Raw genomic sequence first — 17075 nt, 5'->3', positions numbered from 1 at the left:
CGTCTTCCGCTCCGGCCGTCGGCCGGTGGACTCGTTGGCGATTGTAGGCGGCAGCGACCCTCCGCCCGCGGCGAGTTGAAATTTTCAGCCGGTTCCGGCCCGGCGGCCGGGGCCGGGACCTTCTACCGGGCCGAGAGCCGGTCGTACTCGGCGCGGGTGACCGGGACGACGGTGCCGTGGCGGGGCGAGGAGGGGAGGTCGTAGGACGGGGACATCGTCCAGCGGCCGGAGGCGAGGTCGGTGGTCTCGAACGGTACGTATCCGCGGCCGCCGAACTCGTCGATGAACAGGTACCACTTCTCCTCGGTGTTCGACTTGAACACCGCCGGGCCCTCACCGCGGCTGATGCCCGGGCCCGCCGCACCCTCGCGGCCGATGCAGTCCGCCACCGGGCTCCAAGCGGCAGCCAGCAGATCGGCCGAGCGCTCCTGGGCGATGAACTTCCCGCAGGGGGCCGACTCGCTCTGGTTCCGCTCGTCCTTGGTGAAGCGGTGGTAGACGCCCTGGTGCCGGATCACGGTGGAGTCGATCACCGAGTGGCCCGGGTCGTGCCAGACCCGGGCCTCGCTGAAGGTCCGGAAGTCCGTCGTGGTCGCATACATCATGCGGTTGTGGCTGCCGCCGGTGTGCTGCGGGTCGTCGGCCGCGTACAGCTTGGACGCCCAGAAGACGACGTACCGGCCGCGGCTCTCGTCCCAGTACGCCTCGGGGGCCCAGGTGTTGCCGGCCGTGGGCGGGGAGACCTGGACGGAGCGCTGCGGCGACCAGGTCACCAGGTCGGACGACTCCCAGACGATGATGGACCGGCTGCCGTGGCGCTGGGCGCGGTCCCAGTCGCCGTTGCCGTAGATGCGCAGGTCGGTGGCGATCAGATAGAAGCGGTCGCCCTGCGGGGAGCGGATGAGGAACGGGTCCCGCACGCCCCGGTCGCCGAGCGTGGAACGCAGCACCGGGGCACCGCCGTTCAGCTCCCGCCAGCGCAGCGGGTCGTTGCCTTCGCTCAGTGCCAGGTGCACCTGCTCGCCGTCGGCGGTGCCCTCACCGGTGAAGTACGTGAAGACGTATCCGGCGTACGGCTCGGCGGCGGACGCGCCCCGGGGACCGGCGGCGGCCGGGGGGCCGGTGGTCGTGGTGAGGAGGGCGAGGAGGAGGGTGAGGGCGCCGGTCAGCGCGGCGGCGGTGAAGCCGCGGCGCGAGGGGCGGGGGGTCCCGGGCATACGTCCCACTTTCCCGAACCTGTGTGTGGGGGAGGGGTGCTGAACCGCTGAAGTGCTGCGACGTGCCGAGTTCCCGCTGAGTTGCTGCCGAGTTGCTGTGGAAGGGCTGCGGAACGGCCGGTGTGCGGGAGCAGCGAGCGGAGCAGGGCCCGCGCGTCGCTGCCCGCCAGTATGCGCGCGCGGGACGGGCGGTCAACACCGCGCCGAAGGAACCCCGTTGGCGGATTCCGGCCCGCTCGCCGTGCGCCGCTGCCGCGGATGCGGCCGACGCGGATGCGGCCGAGGGCCGCCGGCGTTCGCCGGCGGCCCCGTTGCCGATGCGGCGGTGTGCGGTGTGTGCCGCAGGGTGCCGCGGTGCCGCTGGGGTGCGGACGGTGCCGGTTCCTCAGCCGGAGGAACCCTCCCGCCGCTCGGCCGCCGCCCGCAGATGCGGCAGCAGCGGTGCCTTCTGCGCGCCCGCCGCCGGCGGCCACGGCGGCGTACCCGTCTCACCGACCTCCCAGCCGGAGGAGTCGATCCAGGCCGCCCGCTGCACCAGCCAGTTCTGCATGAGCGTCAGCTGCTCCTGCCAGGTCTGGGTGGTCTGGGTCTGGAACGGCCCGACCTGCCTGGTGTTGAGGTTGGGCCACTTCTGGAAGTTGCGCTGGGCCCCGTTCGCCAGCGGCGAGGTCAGCTGCGTGACCCGGTTGCGCAGCTGCGCGTCGGACAGCACGCCGCTGCGCAGCTCCTGCCAACGGGCCTGCACCTTCTGGTTGAACGACGGGTCCTGCATGAGTTTCAGGAACCAGTCGGTGGTGCCGAAGCCGAAGAACGGCTGGAACTGCCAGCCGTCGACCGGGCTGCCGTTGGGGATGGCGTTGAAGCCGAGGTCGTAGTCCCACAGCGGCCCGGCGGTGAGCTTGCCGCCCCGGTCCTTGTACATGTACATGCTGCGGAGATAGGAGTCGCCCTGCCGGCCCATCTCATTGAGGATGATCAGGTTCACGAAGGAGTCGACGTCGATATAGGCGGGGTAACCGGTCTGCGGATCGGAGGGGTTGGCGCTGCGCAGCGCGTTGTGGAGTTTCTGGACGTACTGGGTGATCCACGTCTTCTGCTCGGGCTGGAGATCGTTCGGTTCCGTGACCTCCAGATCCGACCAGCACTCCTGCCCGGTGCACGGCAGCTTCGGCTCCTCGGCCGCCCAGGCGTCGAATTTCATGACGTAGCCGCCCGTGACGGCCGGCTCGGTGAGGTCGCCCTTCTTGAGCTTGGCGATGTCCAGCCGGTCCGGTGACACCTTGATGTTCTCGTCGAGCACGTAGACGCCCTGGTAGTCGTCGGCGCCCAGGGGGCCGCCGTCCAGGTTGAGATACACCTCGACGAACCGGTGACGCGGCGTCTGCAGCCCCATCTCCCGCCCCAGGGTGTACGCGAAGGCGTCGCGGACCAGGGTCTTGTCCGGGAACGGGCTGCGCAGCACCCAGTCGGAGTCGGCCGGCATGCCGAGCACGGGGTAGTCGGCGTCCTTGTCCGCGTTGTCGCGGAACTCGATCCGGTACGGGGCCTTCTCGAAGCTCGCCGAGGACTGCCCGCGCAGGTGGAAGCCGGCGCGGGTGGCCACCGCCGGAGCCGCGCCGAGCGAGGTGGTCCCGCCCTGCGGCTCCATCAGCAGAGCGGCGACGTCCCGGTACTCGCGGTCCGGCTTGCCGGCGCCGTAGGCGTCCAGCACGAGGAGCGGCAGATCGTGGTTGGCGTTGACGCTGCGCGCAACGTACACGGCTGTGCCGGGGTCGCCGCTCGCCGTCCCGTTCACGAAGGCCTGGGCGCGGAGCTGCGTGGTGCTCGTGAGGCGCAGCGGGCCGGAGTACAGCGTCGACGAGGCGGTGGGCAGCTGCCCGTCGGTGGTGTAGCGGATCTGGGCGTCGGCGATGGTGGTGCCGAGGGAGACGGACACCTCGTTCTGGAAGGTGCCGCCCGGGGTGGAGAAGGTGATGTCCCCGGTGAGGTCCTCCGCCGATTGCTCGCCGGCGGCGATGTCGGCCTTGGTGGCCTTGGTGGGAGCGGCCGCGCCGGTGTCGGACGCCTTGGCGGGCCCCGTCTTCTCGGCGGCCCGGGCCTCCTGGGCCCAGGATCTGTCGGGTGGCGCGGGATCACCGCTCGCGCCGGCGGGACCGGCCAGGCCGGTCATGACCAGGGACACCGCGGCCAGCAGGCCCACCGTGCCCATCCGTTTTCTGCGCACAGAGCAACACCTCGATTCGCGAAAGGGGCACGGCACGACGGCGGCAGACATCGTCCGCTGCCGCCGGGCCCGCGTTCCTTTACCTGTGTACGTGTATGTGCCGTACGTGCTGGTGAGCACCGTCGCCGGTGCTCCTTCGCTCCCCTGGCTCCCGCCGAGGGGGGCGTTGTGCGGGTGCCGGGCGGTGGCGGTGGCCCGTCGGCTCGGCGGGAACGTCAGCCGACCGCGCCGGCGCCGGACAGCTCCCTCGCCGGCCGGCACGTGTCACCGGCCGGCCCGGCCCCGTGGAACTCCCGGCGCAGTGTGCGGCGCCAGGGCGTGGCCGGCAGGTAGGGGCGCAGCGCGGCGAGGCCGGTGGCGTACTTCGAGATGCGGCTGGGCCGGTACTTGTTCTGCCACAGCAGCCGGTCGGCGGGGGAGGCCGTGGAGCCGGTCTTGGTCTCCACGATCGCCATGTGGGGCAGGCGCAGCTCCTGGTCGCCGTCCTGCCACGTCAGCCCGGTGTCGATGGTGACGCGGCTGTTGGTGCCCGGGAGGTAGAGGGTGGCGCGGTGGTAGCGGGTGGTCAGCGTCGGCACGAAGGTGAACCGGTGGCTGCCCTCGATGCGGTTCCCGGCCAGGGTGGTGTCGACGAAACGCCGTCCGGGGACGAGCGTGTCGTATTCGTCCGGCGCGTAGGGCAGGCGCGCCTTGACGGTGTTGTCGCGGGAGCCGCGGGTCTTCACCTCCAGCCAGCACTCGTCGGACTGTTCGTAGACGCGGGTGCGGATCTTGAAGCGGCGGCGCCGGCGGTGCGCGGTCAGCCGGTAGCTGAGGAGGTCGGGGGTGTCGAAGTACAGCGACCGGTAGGCGAACCGGCGGTCGCCGTCGATCTCCAGGACCCTCGTGTCGGCCGGCAAGCGGGTCAGCAGGGCGCTCAGCGCATCGGCCGGCAGGACGTACTTGCGGTCGACGCGGGTCTGCAGCATGGCGCAGGCGAGCAGTTCGTCCAGCCCGATGGGCGGCAGCTCGCCGAGCGCGGCACCGAGCGGTGCGGGGGTGCTCACGGCCGCACCGTCAGCGGGGACGCGCCGGCGCCGGCGGTGGGAGCCGGCCCGGTCCGGGACGTGGTGTCGCCCTTGGCGCCGCGGCCGGCGGGCACGCTGCGGTAGCGCACGTCCACCACGGTGGTGTCGTTGACCAGGTCGAGCCGATGCACGGTGGCCGAGTGGACCCGGGCCCCGAGGGTGTTCTCCAGATGGGCCACCAGCGCGGTGTGGTCGGGCAGCGCCGTGTCCAGCACCATGACCTGGCGTCTGTAGCTGCGCAGCAGCCGCGGGTGGTCGCCCACGTAGAGCACCACCAGGATCAGCGCCATCAGCCCGGCGGACCGCCAGACGTTGCCGGTCACCATGGAGCCGAGGACGCCGAGCGCCAACGCGGAGAAGTAGTAGGCGACTTCGTGCTGGTCGAGCTCCGTGGAGCGGAGCCGGATGATCGACAGGACGCCGAAGAGGGCCATGCCCAGGCCGAGTCCGGTGCTGGAGCCGCTGCTGCTGAGGGAGCTGGCGACGGCGAGCACACCGACGTTGACGCCGAGAAAGGCCACCACCAGGTCGCGGCGGCGGTGGCGTGGGAAGTAGAGGCCGAACACCAGGAGGCTCACTGCGGCGATATCGCAGAGAAAAAGGACAGGTTGGGCCATGGCGGGTCCCTTCCGGTGATGTGGGGGGTGTACGCGCGGTGAACCAGCACCGGCCTGGCGATGACATGAACGGTAAATGTGGTACTACTGCCGCCGCCATTCACTTCCGGCCCATCATGATCCGGGAAACACGCAGGTCACGTTCGGGGTACCGGCGGTCCGCGGAGTCGTTCGGCGCCTCGTCCGCCGGGCGTCGCGGCAGCTCAGGCCATGGGTCGGCGGGCCGAACGTCACTGTGGCGGGGGTCACGTTCGAAGGTGACCGGAACTGTTGGTCGCGCTGCGGTTATCGGAAAGTTTCCAATGTGGTCCGGGGCCTCAGGACGCCCTCCCCACCCTCTGGCGGCCCAGCTCAGCCGCTGCGCCCATGGCGTGCGCCCGGCTGAGGAGACGACTCCGGTTGCCGTCCGGGGGGTCCGCGCGGAGCTGGGTTACCGGAAAGTTTCCGGAACGAAATTGCGCGCCGAGGAGAGGGCTGGCTGATGTGCATGAAGGGACGGGCGGGACTACCGGCCGCGCCCGGGGTTCGTCACCACGTCGCGCCGCCGCCCCGCCGCGGTGACGGAGCCCCCGTCCGGGGTGACGGCGAGGAGGGCCGCGTCGTCCTGCAGAGTCCCGCCGGTGTGCCGGACGACGGCGGTGAGGAGGGCGTCGAGCACGGCGTCCGGATCGGGCGGGAACCGCCGCGCCAGCACCGGAACGGGATCGAAGAAGACGCCGTTCGCGTCACGGGCTTCGTCGATGCCGTCGGTGAACAGCACCAGAGTGGCTCCGGCGGGCAGCTCGAACCGGTCGACCGGCACGTCGTCGCCGCCGAGGGCGCCCAGGCCCAGCGGCAGTGACGGTACGCCCGGTTCCAGCGGGCTCACCCCGCCGTCGTGGACCAGCAGCGGCGCCGCGTGGCCCCGGTTGGCGACGCGTACCACGGAGTTGCCCGGGGGGAACTCCGCGACGACGGCTGTGGCGAACGATTCGCCCTCCTCCCCGGTCGCCTGTCCGATGAGGTCCTGCATCCGCTCCTCCAACTGCCGGACGACACCTGGCAGATCCGGGCGGTGGACGCATGCCTCGTGGAACGAGCCGAGCAGGGCGTTGACCGTACGGATCGCCTCAAGCCCTTTGCCGCGCACATCGGCGAGGAGCAACCGGACGCCGTAGGGGGTCTCCTTGACCGCGAAGAGGTCGCCTCCGATGGCGGCCTCCTCGTGGGCGACCTCGTACCGGGAGGCCACGGCCAGCCGTCCCACCCGGGGCGGCGGATCGGGGAGCACCGCGCGCTGCACCGCCGCGGCCACCTCACGGCTCGTCCGCAACTGCCGCCGGTCCCGCGTCAGCAGCACATTGATCACCGCGGCGGTGACGGTGAGAAGGACCAGGCTGGTGAGCGCCACGAAGCTTTCCTGGGTCGGTTCCCTCGCCAGGTACAGCACCTCGGACCCCACCAGGGTCGCGGCCACACCGGTGGCGATCGTGCCGCGCAGGGACAGAAGCGGCGCGGCCACGCTCGGGGCGGCCGCGAGGAGCGGGAACACACTGATGCCCCCCGGGGTGGCCACGTCGAGCACGAGTGCGCCCGCGATCACCGCGGCGGGCAGCCACCGGAGCCGCCGTCTCCTCTCCAGCGCTTCCGCCGGAGAGGGCGTGCGTCCTCGCCGCCTCGGGCGGGGCCGGACGCCGGAGTTCACGAAAGGGAACGGACGGACCATGGCCCGATCCTTCCAGGGGAGCGGATCTTTGGCGGACTCGGAGCGGCGTACCACGGGGTGTGTCGAAGCAGCGGCGCCGCATCACCTCCGGCGGTGGGGCCGGCGCGGCTCCCGCGCCCGGTTGTCGTCCGCCTCGCCGAGCTGTGGCACGGTACCGGTCGGTGGGGCTCGGGAGGGGAGAAGGATGACGCGCAGGCAGGTATGGGGCACAGCCGTGGCGGCGTTCGTCGCGGGTGGCGCGTTGGGGTTCGCGGCGGCGGCCGTTCAGGGGGACGAGGAACCTCCGGTGACGGCAGGGATGCCGCAGTCGGCGGCGTCGCAGATACCGACCACTCGGGCGGGTCTCGTCAAGGCGTGGGCGGCCGAGCTCCGGCAGACGGGCGAGGAGTTGCCGGAAGGGTGGGAAGCGCTGACCACGGACGAGATCCGGGGCCGCTACCTGCACCAGCGGATGGTGAACGCTCCGGCCGCGGAGGACATCGACCCGGACATGGGCCGCGGCGTGGACGAGTGAGCCACAAGCCCTGCCGTGCGCCAGCAAACGGCTCCGCCCTCTGCTCAGCGGTGACACGGAGTGGAGGGTGTCGACGTCCCGTCGGCGTGGCCGGCCCGCCGCTCACCGGTGGCTCCGCCCGGCCCGGTGCGGAGCCGTGGAGCACTCCTGGCGCGCGCGGCCCGGCCCGCCGCCCGCCGCCAGCTCCGCCCAGACCGTCTTGCCGGGAGCCCCGGAGCGCTCGGTGACGCCCCAGCCGTCGGCGAGGCGGGAAACCAGGAGCAGGCCCCGTCCGGACTCGGCGTCCCCGGGTGGTTCGGCGGGGGAGCGCGGCGGCACCCGCTCGGCGCGGGTGTCGGAAACCTCCACCCGCAGCAGGGCACGGGCGGTCTCCGTGAGGCGCACCCGGAAGTCCCGTCCCGGGACGCGGCCGTGGCGGACGGCGTTGGCGACCAGCTCGCCGGTCACGAGGGTCAGCGTCTCGTTGACCCGCGAGGTGTACGGGTGGCCCCATTCGTGCAGCCGGTGCGAGACGAGCCGCCGCGCGAGCCGCGCCCCGCGCGGGGTGGCGGTGAAGCACATGCCGAACTCCCGCAGGGGCGGCGGCGTTTCCGGTGCGGCGGGTGCGGCGGGTGCGGCGGGCGCGGCGGGGGTGGCGGCCGGGGCGGCTTCGGCGGTGGTTCCGCCGGTCGCGAGGGGGGCGTTGGGGTGCGGAAGTGCGCTGTTCATGACGTTCACGGTTCCGCCCCGCGCGGCTCGGGGGAAGCAGGGACGCGCTGACTTTCCGTAACCGTGCGCGGGCACCGGGCGCGTGTCGGCGCGGTGTGCGCCATGCCGAGGACACCGACGGCCGCCGCCGCGCAAAAGCCCCGGTCCCGTGGCCGGGGCGTGTACCGAGTGCGGCAGCAGAGATGTGCACCGATATTCGTTCCGTTCCGTCGGGGCAAGCGCCTTATCGTGGCGCGGTGACGACGCAGATGATCATTCTCAACGGTGGTTCCAGCTCGGGGAAGTCCGGGATCGTGCGGTGTCTCCAGGCCGTACTGCCGGACCCCTGGCTGGCCTTCGGGATCGACTCGTTCATCGACGCCGTGCCCGCGAAGACACAGGCGTCGGACGAGGGGATCGCGTTCGGGGCGGACGGCGGGGTGAGCGTCGGGGCGGACTTCCGGGCGCTTGAGGCGGCCTGGATGGAGGGCATCGCGGCCATGGCCCGGGCGGGCGCCGGGATCATCGTCGACGACGTCTTCCTCGGCGGAGCGGCGTCCCAGCAGCGGTGGCGGAAGGCCGCGGACGGGCTGGCCGTGCTGTGGGTCGGCGTCAGGTGCGAGAGCGCGGTCGCCTCGGGCCGTGAGGTCGCCCGGGGAGACCGCGTCCAGGGGATGGCCGCGGCCCAGGCGGAGCTGGTCCACGAGGGGGTCGTCTACGACGTGGAAGTGGACACGACACATACCGAGTCCCTGGCCTGTGCCCGGACCATCGCCGCCCACGTCAGCTGATCGCGGGACGGGCCCCGGCCGCCCGGACCCGCCCGGAGGTCCGCCGGCCGCTCCGGCCCCAGGCCGGTGAACCGCACCGTGCGGGTGCGGCCTCAGCCGGAGTTGTACCCCCAGCGGGCCTGCCCGTCCTTGCCCATGAAGCACTTCGCGGGCCGTCCGTCGGAGGTCGTCGCGATGGCACCCACGGGGGAGCAGTACTGCCCGAACTGGACACCGGTCTGGCCGCCGGTGCCGCCTCCCGAGCCGCCGGTGGAGCTTCCGCCGGTGGACCCTGTGCTCCCGGTGGAGCCGCCGGTGCTGCCCCCGGAAGTGCTGCCCGTGGTGAAGCCCTCCGGGATCCGGAAGCCCGGCTCAGGCTCCGGCTCCGGCTCCGGTTTGGGCTTGGGCTTCGGCTTGGGCTTCGGGCTGGGAGCGGTGCAGTCGGTGCCGGGACGGATCAGCCACAGGTTCGTCTGTGCCGTCGTCGAGACCTCGGTGTCCGGCTTCGGCCGCTGACGGCACACCCGCCAGTCGGCCGAGTCGCTCGGCTCGTCGTCCAGCTGCTTGCCGGTGTGCGCGTGGAAGCGGATCACGTGGTCGAAGCCGAGCTCACCGAGAGCGCGCAGGGCGTCCTCGGACCGCTCGCCGACGAGATCCGGCATCACGGCCCGGCGGGGGCCGTGCAGCCGCTCCGGACATTTCTCCCGCTCCGGGACCGCGTACAGCGTCAGCGCCGTGGCGGACGGGACGACCGTCTCCTTGCCGGAGGGCCGCTGGAAACAGACCCGCCAGCCGGTATCCGTGGTCTTCACGGGCCGGTCGGCGGACGAGGCGTCGGCCGCCGAGACCAAACGCCACGCATCGGGGCGGGCCCGCACCACCGCTGTGGTGAGCGGATCCCCGTGGAAGTCGGGTACGGCCAGGGTGGTCGGCCGGTTGCGGTCCGGTGTGGCGACGGATTCGCGCGCCACGGCCGTCTCACCGCCCGAGCCCGGGTCCTGGACGGCGAAGAACACCACAGCCGCGGCCGCGGCCAGGACGACGGACGGCCGGCGTACCCGCGCGAAGAAGCGCTGTCCCCGGCCGGGGCGCAAGGGGGAGTCCGCGGGCAGCAGTTCCCCCCTGGCGGCGAGGAGTTCCCCCTTCGGATCGATCTTCGAGCCCCACAGCCTGTGCGGCTTCCCGCCGACGAGGATCTCGGTGGAGTCCAGCACCCCGTGCGCGCGGCGGAGGATCCGCAGCGGCTCGGGCACACGGGTCACCCGGTGCGTCCAGGAGCCGGACAGCAGGACGAGACCGTGGTCGGTGAGCGCCGCGTAACCCCAGGAGTCGTGGTACAAGGCCCGGACGGCTTCGCGGGGTTCCAGCGCCGCCAGCAGCGCCTTCACCGTCTCCTCCCCGGAGAGGCACGTCTCGACGGCGGCGGCCGCGGCCGTGCGTGCGTCATGGCGCAGGAGGCGCTGCGCGGCAGTCTCGGACATGCGGGGATGTTAACCGCCGCTGACCTGCGGCTCCGCACCGGTACGGGGTCGCCGGCGCGGAGCCGCCGTCTGCCCGGACGCCGCCGGAGCGGGCACGCGGGTTTCGTGCCGGGTTCCGTGTCCGGGCTCGCCCTCACGGCTGCCTGCACGCCGGCGCGTTGGCCGGGGCCGCCGCCGAGGAGGGGGGCGTCCCGGCCGTCCCGCCTGCGTCCCCCGGGTCCGACGACGGGCGCACCGCGGAACGGCGGGCGGAGCCGCCACCCTCCGCGTCAGCCGCGTGTGGCGCCGCGCCACTCCTCCGCCAGCAGGCCGTAGACCAGTTCGTCGTGCCACCCGTCGGCGAAGGCGAGGGCCTCGCGCAGCACGCCCTCCTGCGTGAAGCCCAACCGCCGCGCCATCTTCCGGCTGGGCTCGTTGGCGGGGTCGATGCGCAGTTCGACCCGGTGCAGACCGAGAGGGCCGAACGCCTCGTCGAGCAGCGCCGACATGGCCCGGGTGGCCAGGCCGCGCCCTTCGGCGGAGGCGTCGAGCCAGTAACCGGCCTCGCCCGTTCCGGCGGCGCTGTCGACCTCCAGGCCGACCGAACCGACCAGCCGCCAACCACCTTCCGCCTTCACCCCGATGGCCAGCGGAAGCCGCGTTCCCTCGACCCAGGCCCGCCCCGCCTCGGCGAGAGTCCGCCGGGTGTCCTCGGGGGAGGGCGCGTCCCCGGCGGTCGGGTTCCAGCGGGTGATCCGCTCGTAATTGGCCAGGAAGACCTCGTGATAGGCGGCGGCGATCGCGGGCGTACGGGGGATGAGGACGGCGTCGTCCCCGAGAGGACAGGTGAACATCGAGGCGGTGACGGTGCGCACGCGGACTCCCGGGCGGTGGGGGTGAAGGTGGCCGTGATGGTGACCGTGACGGTTGAGCCCACGCTAGATCCCTGCTCACGGGTGCCGCCAACTGGTTAAGGCCCGCGTGACCTGCCCGAGCGAGGCCGAACGCAACCGAGACGCCGGCCCCGAGGTCGCGTGCCCTCGGCAGACGCTTGCACGGAGCCCTATGTGCGCGATGGCCCAATACCGCCCACAAGTGGGAATGTCTGCTGTTCATAGGACATGCCGATTAGTTCACTTCTACGGTGGCGGCGTGGTGGGCGCGTACACCGGGGATGTGTCAGCGCCCGCCCGGAGGTGTACGCACCATGCGCCGTGTCCCGACGTGCGGGGGTGCGTTGGCGGCCGTGGAGGTAAAGGCATGAGTGAACAAGAGCCGGACGAGGGCACGGAGTTGGTGTGCGAGCAGAACTCGGGGACGCTGCGCGTGTTCGGGCGCCAGCTGAAGCGGTTCCGGGTGCGGGCGGGCGTGGAGCGACCGGACTTCGGCCGGGCGACGGGATATACGGCGTCGACCATCGCGTCCTTCGAACAGGGCCGGCGCGTGCCGCCGCCCCGGTTCATCGACGAGGCCGATCAACTGCTGGATGCGGGCGGGGTCCTCCAGGAGATGAAGGAGGAGGTGGAGAAGGCCCAGTTCCCAGCGTTCTTCCGCGGGGTCGTCAAGCTGGAAGCCGGGGCCGTAGCACTGCACGTATACGCCAACCAGGCCATGCCGGGCCTGTTGCAGACGGAAGAGTACGCACGAGCCGTGTTCGGGATGCGTCGCCCGTTGCTGGACGACGAGCTCATTGAGCAGCGTGTGGCCGCTCGGTTGGCGCGCCAAGAGATTTTCTCTCGCAAGCCAATGCCGACGATCAGCTTCGTTGTAGAGGAGACCGTGCTGCGTCGTCCTATCGGAGGGACTGCTGTGATGCGGGGCCAGCTGGAACAGGCTCTAGTGCGAGCGCGGCACAGGAACGTTGAAGTGCAAGTCATGCCGACGGATCGTCGCGAGCATGCGGCACTGGCTGGTCCATTCACCTTGCTCGAAACGAGGGAAGGCCGGAGGATCGCCTACGTGGAGGTGCTGAAGGAGAGCCGACTCCTCGTGGACCGCAGAGCAGTCCGCGAGATCGAGGAGTGCTACGGCATCCTGCGAGCGCAAGCACTCACCCCACGAGAGTCGATGGCCTTCATCGAGAAATTGCTAGGGGAGACATGATCACTGCGGGATCTGGGGCGGCTGCCTTGGCCTGGTTCAAGAGCAGCCACAGCAGCGAGGAGGGCGGCGAATGTATTGAGGTCGCCATGTCCTGGCGCAAGTCCAGCTACAGCAGTGGCGAGGGCGGAGAGTGTGTTGAGGTCGCTGCGTGCCCTCACACGATCCACGTGCGGGACTCCAAGAACATAGCCCGGCCCGGCCTCGCGGTTGGCCCGGGCGCCTGGGCTTCCTTCGTCGGCTTCGCATCCCGCGCGGACGTCTGACACTCGCCGTACCTCCTTTGCCCTGCACCCTTGAATGCGGTGCAGGGCAAAGGCATGCCTGAGTCATCTCTCGGCTGGATCGCCCGGGAGACGGTCTTCGGACGGCTTCCGAAGGAGGACGGCCCCGTGGCCGTTCGGTGACATGGGCTTGCGAGGATCCAGACATGGCAAGCACAGCAAGGCCGCAGGTGCGGCGCCGGAGAGTCCGTGCGGCAGTGGCCGCGGCCGTGGTGGCGGGTCTGGCCGCAACGGGATGGTACGGCTACGCCAGGGTGACGGAGGCGATGGCCTTCCTGTCCCGGGCCGATGCGGTGGACGCGGCGAGCCGTACGGCGGAGGCGGAGGGGGAACGCCGCCTGGAGCGGGCCGTCAGTGCCCTGCCGGGAGCACCGCGACAACTCGGCACTGCGGCGGCGGACCGCTGCCTTCGTCACATCCCCTTCGAGGGCGAACCCGCCGGCCCGCTGAGCTGCCAGTGGCGGCTGGAACGGTATGCCGTTTTCGACGGCGACCCGCGCACGGTGGGCGAGGAATGGGCGAAGGCGCTCGCCGGCGACCAGTGGACAGGCTCACGGGTGCCGTTCGCTCCCGACTACAGCTCCACCTCCGAACGGTACGAGTACCGCGATCCCCGGACCCGCGACCGTCTCGTCGTCACCCTGGTCCGGGACCGGGGTGAACTGCACCTCCTGGACGCCGCGCCCCTTTTCGAGGGCGCCGAGCAGTACGAACGAGAGCGGCGGACGTTCGCCGGACGGAAGGCCGCGGAGCGCGCGGTGGCGGAAGGCCGCGGAGTCGCCCGCATCTCGTTGGTACGCGCCTACTACCGCCAGAACGGCAGCGTGCCCTTTGACCCTCCGTACTGGTGACGGGCCGGCCCGCTGAGGCCGACCCGGCGTGCCGCACGGCGGGTTGGGGACGGCGCAATCGGCGAAGCGCCCAGGGAACCGCCCTTGAGGTGGCTCCGGTGGTGGCCGTAAGGTCTGGACGTGTCAGCCGCCGTCCTCCGTGACGGCGGGTCGTTGGGAGTCCGGCTCCCGGGTGGGTGGGCCTGCCTGGAAGGGCATGCCCAGATGCAGGGCTATCTCGACGTTCTCAGGGCTTCCGTTCTCCGGGTCCCGCTTGCCGCCACGGTGCTCGGCGCGCTCCCCATCGGCATGCTGGGCCTGGCGCTGCTCCTGTACGTTCACCGATTGACCGGCTCGCTTGCCGCCGGTGGCCTGGCCGCGGCCGCGTTCGGCCTGGGCAACGCCGCCGGGATGGCGGTGCAGGGCCGGCTCATCGACCGGTATGGCCAGGCGAGGATCCTCGCGCCCGTGGGGACGGCCTGCGCGGCCTGGGGTGTCCTGCTGGTCGCCGCCGCGCCCGCCGTGCCCTGGCAGGGGTTCGCCGTCGCGGCCAGTGCCGGGATGGGGTCCTGTATTCCGGCGACCACCGGCAGCATGAGAGTGTTGCTGGCCGAGTCGCTCCCGGTGGCCGAGGCCCGCACGGCCGGGTACGCGCTGCTGGCGGTGCTGTTCCAACTCGCTCTGCTGAGCGGGCCATTGATCACGTCGCTGCTGCTCGTGCTGGCGGGGCCGGGCGCGGCCGTGGTGACGGGCGGACTCCTGGCCGGTGGGGCGGCGCTGCTCTTCTCCACGACGAGAGCCTCCCGGGGCTGGAGCCCTGCCCGAACATCCGACGGGGGCGGCGGAGTTCGCGGGAACCGTGGTCTGGCCGTCCTGCTGCTGCTCGCCACGGGATCGGGACTCTCGGCCGGCATCGTCCTCGTCGCCGTACCGGCCGCAGCCCTGGCCCTGGGCACCGCCGCGGACAGCGGGGTGCTGATCGCGACGGTGTCGGCCGGGGAGATCGTCGCGGGGCTGGCCTTCGGCGCCCGCCGGTGGCGCTGGTCACCGGCACGGCTGCTGCTGGCGGCGCTGGCCGGTTCGGCGGTGACGGCCGGCCTGGCGGCATGGGCCGCGAGCAGCCTCGCCCTGCTGTTCCCCGCTCTCTTCCTGGTGGGGATGTGCGGCGGCCCGTCCGCCATCGCCTCCTCCGCGCTGCTGGACACGCTGGCTCCCCGGGCCGCGCTGACCAGGGCGTACACCCTGCTGGTGAGCGCCTGGCTGGTGGGCGGCGCGCTCGGCAACGCGGTCGGCGGGGCCGTCACGGAGAGCCTCGGGCACCGGCAGGCGTTCGCGCTCAGCGCCTGCTGGATCGCCGTCCTGCTGGGCACGGGAGCGCTGGTCCGCCGCACTCTGGAGAACGAGAGCGCCACCGATGTCCCGTAGAAGGAGCGGCGTTACCGAGACGTCGCGGGGCAGTCGCGGCGGGCCCGGCGCCGGATTTCGGGAAGCGGGCGAGGTCGTCGAGCCGAATCGTCCGACCGGCGCCCTACAGTCGGATCCGTTCCGGCAAGGTGGTCCGCTGGCGCCGACAAGCACGGGAGTGAGACAGCGATGAAGCTGACAGCCGGGGTGACGGTCATACGGCCGGAAGAGGCCCACGAGGTCGTGCGCGCCGCCGCAGCCGAGGACTGCCTTCTCTTCCGGCTGTCCACGGAGGGGCGAGCGGGACGGGGCGCGTTCTTCGACGCCGCCCGGCGGACGCTTCCCCTCGACCCGCCCGTCGTGGGGTCCCGTAGCTGGGACGCCCTCGCCGATTCGCTGTGGGAGGGGGTTCACGCGCTGGAGCGCGGTCGGGTCGTCGTCCTCTGGCCGGACGCGGCCTCGTTCGCCGAGGCGAGTCCGGAGGACTTCCGAACGGCCGTGGACGTGCTGAGCGACGTGGCGGAGTCTCTGTCGGACGAGCGCGCGGCCGTGGGTCGACCCACGGAATTCTGCGTATACATCGGGATTTGACCGCCGCGCGATGAGCAGCGGTGTTGAGCTCCGGATGTGCGCGGGGCCCGGGGCCCCCGCGCCGCCGTGCGCGACTTGCGCGCAACTCGGCCTCGGGGTAGCTGATTTGGCCAATGAGGCGCCAAATTGGCTGTGAGGTGCCTGTGAAAGATGTGTATGTGAGGTGAAGATAAGTCGGCTGCGCCGAGATCATCCCGCAAGGGGGCGCGGCCTTGGGTGCTGTCCGGTCTGACTCACCGTGACGCGCACCCGGGTGAGGTATGCCGGAACGTTTCGGCGCACGGCATGCCTGATCGATGAACGTTCATGTGTGGGGGGAACCTTTCGATGGGACTACGTGGCATGCTCGGACGGCCGACGTCCGCGGTGCTGGCGACGATCACCGCGGTGGCCGCGGTGACAGCCTGGGGCGTTGGGCCGATGGCCCAGGTCTCGTGGGCGGAGCCGGGTGACGGACTGGACACCCTGGTGGAGGACTTCGCCTATCCCGACAGGGACAAACTGCTCGCCGAGAAGGGGCTGAAGCTCATCTCGGGCGACGGGAACATCCAGGTGGCCGACTGCGCGACGGGCGGCGACGACCTGGTGCGGATCAACAGCCGAGCCAGCGGCAACATTTGTTTCGCCGTCTCCGGTCCGGTGGGCTATCTGACCATGGAGATCGAGCGGACCTATCTGGCGAAGTCCGACGCCCGCGACGACGTCATGGCGACGGTGCGCACCGAGGATCCCAGGACCAACGAGTCCAAGGTCGAGGAGGTTGACCTCGACCCCGGGAGCTGGAAGGCGCTGGGTGAGGGAATCGACCCGGAGCTCCAGTCGACCCTTCTGGAACTCAGCGTGGGCGAGGACAAGCCCGGGGCGGTCCTGGGCGGTGACGCCGCCCGCCCGTGGCTGGCGCGGGTCACCATCGGCAAGCCGGGTTACGCGGGCGGCCGGAACTGCAGCGGTGCGCTCGTCGACAGGACCTGGGTGCTGACGGCGGCGAGCTGCTTCACCGAGGATCCGGCCAAGCCGGTACCGGCGGGTGCGCCGGCGCGGGACACCACGGCCTCCTTCGCCGGGAAGGCCCCGATCCGGATCAACCACCTGGTCCCGCGCGAGGACCGGGACGTGGTGCTGGCCCGGCTGTCCGCCCCGGTCGCCGGAATCGAGCCCGCCGCCCTCGCGGCGACCGCGCCCGCCGGCGGCGCCGCGCTCGTCGCCGCCGGGTACGGCCGGACCGGCAGTGCCTGGGTGCCGGGCACCCCGCACAGCAGCGGCGTGACACAGGCCGCCACCACGGCCACCGGCGTGAAGCTGACGGGGGGCCGGATCTGCAAGGGCGACGCCGGCGGTCCGGTCCTTGACGCCAACGGACTGATCAGCGGAGTGCAGAGCCGCGCCGACCACACCGGCTGCCTGGGGCAGTCCGGGCAGGGCACCGGCGCCGTCGCGGCGCGCGTCGACAACATCGCCTCCTGGCTGAGTGACAGCACCTTCACGGGCAAGGCGCGGTTCACCCTCGACGAGGGTGCGGGTTCGCGTCGTGTGCTGGGCGGTGAGGCGGAGGAGTTCGCGGCCGCGGTGGCCGGTGGGGCTCAGTTCGGGGCGGTCGGCAGGAAG

Annotated in this window: 17 protein-coding genes; 8 read left to right on the top strand and 9 right to left on the bottom strand. The window is 71.9% G+C overall.

Annotation, left to right across the window (positions count from 1 at the left end; genetic code table 11):
* Positions 1 to 122: 122 nt before the first annotated feature.
* The 5 genes from IF83_RS0112105 to IF83_RS0112085 all read right to left on the bottom strand — a co-directional run bounded on the left by IF83_RS0112105 (position 123) and on the right by IF83_RS0112085 (position 6707).
* Positions 123 to 1217, bottom strand: a complete 1095-nt coding sequence (locus IF83_RS0112105) for a glycoside hydrolase family 43 protein (protein ID WP_030544125.1) — start codon at positions 1215 to 1217, stop codon at positions 123 to 125.
* A 385-nt stretch (positions 1218 to 1602) separates the two neighbouring features.
* A complete protein-coding gene (locus IF83_RS0112100; protein WP_208605870.1) occupies positions 1603 to 3441 on the bottom strand; it encodes a CotH kinase family protein in 1839 nt (612 codons plus the stop codon).
* A gap of 215 nt (positions 3442 to 3656) precedes the next feature.
* Positions 3657 to 4487, bottom strand: a complete 831-nt coding sequence (locus IF83_RS0112095; protein ID WP_051722692.1) for a polyphosphate polymerase domain-containing protein — start codon at positions 4485 to 4487, stop codon at positions 3657 to 3659.
* Positions 4484 to 5125 (bottom strand): DUF4956 domain-containing protein, encoded by a 642-nt coding sequence (locus tag IF83_RS0112090; protein ID WP_030544122.1) that lies wholly within the window; start codon positions 5123 to 5125, stop codon positions 4484 to 4486. Before IF83_RS0112090 ends, IF83_RS0112095 begins: the two co-directional genes overlap by 4 nt.
* Before the next feature lie 505 nt (positions 5126 to 5630).
* Positions 5631 to 6707 (bottom strand): PP2C family protein-serine/threonine phosphatase, encoded by a 1077-nt coding sequence (locus tag IF83_RS0112085; protein ID WP_244177023.1) that lies wholly within the window; start codon positions 6705 to 6707, stop codon positions 5631 to 5633.
* A gap of 307 nt (positions 6708 to 7014) precedes the next feature.
* On the opposite strand from IF83_RS0112085, the gene IF83_RS33710 reads away from it, so the two are divergent.
* Positions 7015 to 7344: a hypothetical protein gene (locus IF83_RS33710; RefSeq protein WP_030544120.1), complete on the top strand. Its 330-nt coding sequence runs from the start codon at positions 7015 to 7017 to the stop codon at positions 7342 to 7344.
* A 102-nt stretch (positions 7345 to 7446) separates the two neighbouring features.
* On the opposite strand, the gene IF83_RS0112075 is transcribed toward IF83_RS33710, so the two are convergent.
* Complete coding sequence (locus IF83_RS0112075) at positions 7447 to 8052, bottom strand: ATP-binding protein (protein ID WP_394297319.1); 606 nt, start codon at positions 8050 to 8052, stop codon at positions 7447 to 7449.
* Between the two features lie 248 nt (positions 8053 to 8300).
* On the opposite strand from IF83_RS0112075, the gene cpt reads away from it, so the two are divergent.
* Positions 8301 to 8822, top strand: a complete 522-nt coding sequence (cpt, locus tag IF83_RS0112070; protein ID WP_030544118.1) for a chloramphenicol phosphotransferase CPT — start codon at positions 8301 to 8303, stop codon at positions 8820 to 8822.
* 92 nt (positions 8823 to 8914) lie between these two features.
* Here the strand turns inward: cpt and IF83_RS0112065 are convergent, their stop codons facing one another.
* Together IF83_RS0112065 and IF83_RS31175 are read right to left on the bottom strand one after the other, a co-directional pair.
* Positions 8915 to 10282 (bottom strand): Stk1 family PASTA domain-containing Ser/Thr kinase, encoded by a 1368-nt coding sequence (locus IF83_RS0112065; RefSeq protein WP_030544117.1) that lies wholly within the window; start codon positions 10280 to 10282, stop codon positions 8915 to 8917.
* 269 nt (positions 10283 to 10551) lie between these two features.
* Positions 10552 to 11136 carry a GNAT family N-acetyltransferase gene (locus tag IF83_RS31175; RefSeq protein WP_051722691.1) on the bottom strand — a complete coding sequence of 195 codons (585 nt, stop codon included), beginning with the start codon at positions 11134 to 11136 and terminating at the stop codon, positions 10552 to 10554.
* 385 nt (positions 11137 to 11521) lie between these two features.
* Here IF83_RS31175 and IF83_RS0112055 point away from each other — a divergent pair, with 385 nt between their 5' ends.
* The 3 genes from IF83_RS0112055 to IF83_RS0112045 all read left to right on the top strand — a co-directional run bounded on the left by IF83_RS0112055 (position 11522) and on the right by IF83_RS0112045 (position 13496).
* Positions 11522 to 12364 carry a helix-turn-helix domain-containing protein gene (locus IF83_RS0112055; protein WP_030544115.1) on the top strand — a complete coding sequence of 281 codons (843 nt, stop codon included), beginning with the start codon at positions 11522 to 11524 and terminating at the stop codon, positions 12362 to 12364.
* Positions 12361 to 12627, top strand: coding sequence for a DUF397 domain-containing protein (locus tag IF83_RS0112050; protein WP_030544114.1), 267 nt, complete (start codon positions 12361 to 12363; stop codon positions 12625 to 12627). Before IF83_RS0112055 ends, IF83_RS0112050 begins: the two co-directional genes overlap by 4 nt.
* 164 nt (positions 12628 to 12791) lie before the next feature.
* Positions 12792 to 13496, top strand: a complete 705-nt coding sequence (locus IF83_RS0112045; protein ID WP_158711035.1) for a hypothetical protein — start codon at positions 12792 to 12794, stop codon at positions 13494 to 13496.
* A gap of 123 nt (positions 13497 to 13619) precedes the next feature.
* Here IF83_RS0112045 and IF83_RS34725 read toward each other — a convergent pair whose 3' ends face one another.
* Positions 13620 to 13817, bottom strand: a complete 198-nt coding sequence (locus IF83_RS34725; RefSeq protein WP_244177040.1) for a hypothetical protein — start codon at positions 13815 to 13817, stop codon at positions 13620 to 13622.
* On the opposite strand from IF83_RS34725, the gene IF83_RS0112040 reads away from it, so the two are divergent.
* The 3 genes from IF83_RS0112040 to IF83_RS31170 form a co-directional block, all read left to right on the top strand.
* On the top strand, positions 13785 to 14900 hold the full coding sequence (locus IF83_RS0112040) for an MFS transporter (protein WP_244177033.1): 1116 nt from the start codon (positions 13785 to 13787) through the stop codon (positions 14898 to 14900). The genes IF83_RS34725 and IF83_RS0112040 overlap by 33 nt on opposite strands.
* A gap of 168 nt (positions 14901 to 15068) precedes the next feature.
* Positions 15069 to 15470, top strand: coding sequence for a barstar family protein (locus IF83_RS0112035; RefSeq protein ID WP_030544111.1), 402 nt, complete (start codon positions 15069 to 15071; stop codon positions 15468 to 15470).
* Between the two features lie 327 nt (positions 15471 to 15797).
* A partial coding sequence (locus IF83_RS31170) for a S1 family peptidase (protein WP_158711034.1) occupies positions 15798 to 17075 on the top strand: 1278 nt, incomplete at its 3' end.

It is taken from the genome of Streptomyces albus subsp. albus (assembly GCF_000719865.1).
GTDB lineage: Bacteria > Actinomycetota > Actinomycetes > Streptomycetales > Streptomycetaceae > Streptomyces > Streptomyces albus_E.
The sequence above is the reverse complement of the archived record's forward strand: the minus strand, read 5'-3'. Positions and strand labels throughout refer to the sequence as shown.

Coding starts and splice junctions, on each gene's coding strand:
- IF83_RS0112105 (WP_030544125.1), bottom strand. CDS start 1,217: ATGCCCGGGACCCCCCGCCCCTCGCGCCGCGGCTTCACCGCCGCCGCG.
- IF83_RS0112090 (WP_030544122.1), bottom strand. CDS start 5,125: ATGGCCCAACCTGTCCTTTTTCTCTGCGATATCGCCGCAGTGAGCCTC.
- IF83_RS33710 (WP_030544120.1), top strand. CDS start 7,015: ATGACGCGCAGGCAGGTATGGGGCACAGCCGTGGCGGCGTTCGTCGCG.
- IF83_RS0112075 (WP_394297319.1), bottom strand. CDS start 8,052: ATGAACAGCGCACTTCCGCACCCCAACGCCCCCCTCGCGACCGGCGGA.
- cpt (WP_030544118.1), top strand. CDS start 8,301: ATGATCATTCTCAACGGTGGTTCCAGCTCGGGGAAGTCCGGGATCGTG.
- IF83_RS0112065 (WP_030544117.1), bottom strand. CDS start 10,282: ATGTCCGAGACTGCCGCGCAGCGCCTCCTGCGCCATGACGCACGCACG.
- IF83_RS0112055 (WP_030544115.1), top strand. CDS start 11,522: ATGAGTGAACAAGAGCCGGACGAGGGCACGGAGTTGGTGTGCGAGCAG.
- IF83_RS0112050 (WP_030544114.1), top strand. CDS start 12,361: ATGATCACTGCGGGATCTGGGGCGGCTGCCTTGGCCTGGTTCAAGAGC.
- IF83_RS0112045 (WP_158711035.1), top strand. CDS start 12,792: ATGGCAAGCACAGCAAGGCCGCAGGTGCGGCGCCGGAGAGTCCGTGCG.
- IF83_RS0112040 (WP_244177033.1), top strand. CDS start 13,785: ATGCTGGGCCTGGCGCTGCTCCTGTACGTTCACCGATTGACCGGCTCG.
- IF83_RS0112035 (WP_030544111.1), top strand. CDS start 15,069: ATGAAGCTGACAGCCGGGGTGACGGTCATACGGCCGGAAGAGGCCCAC.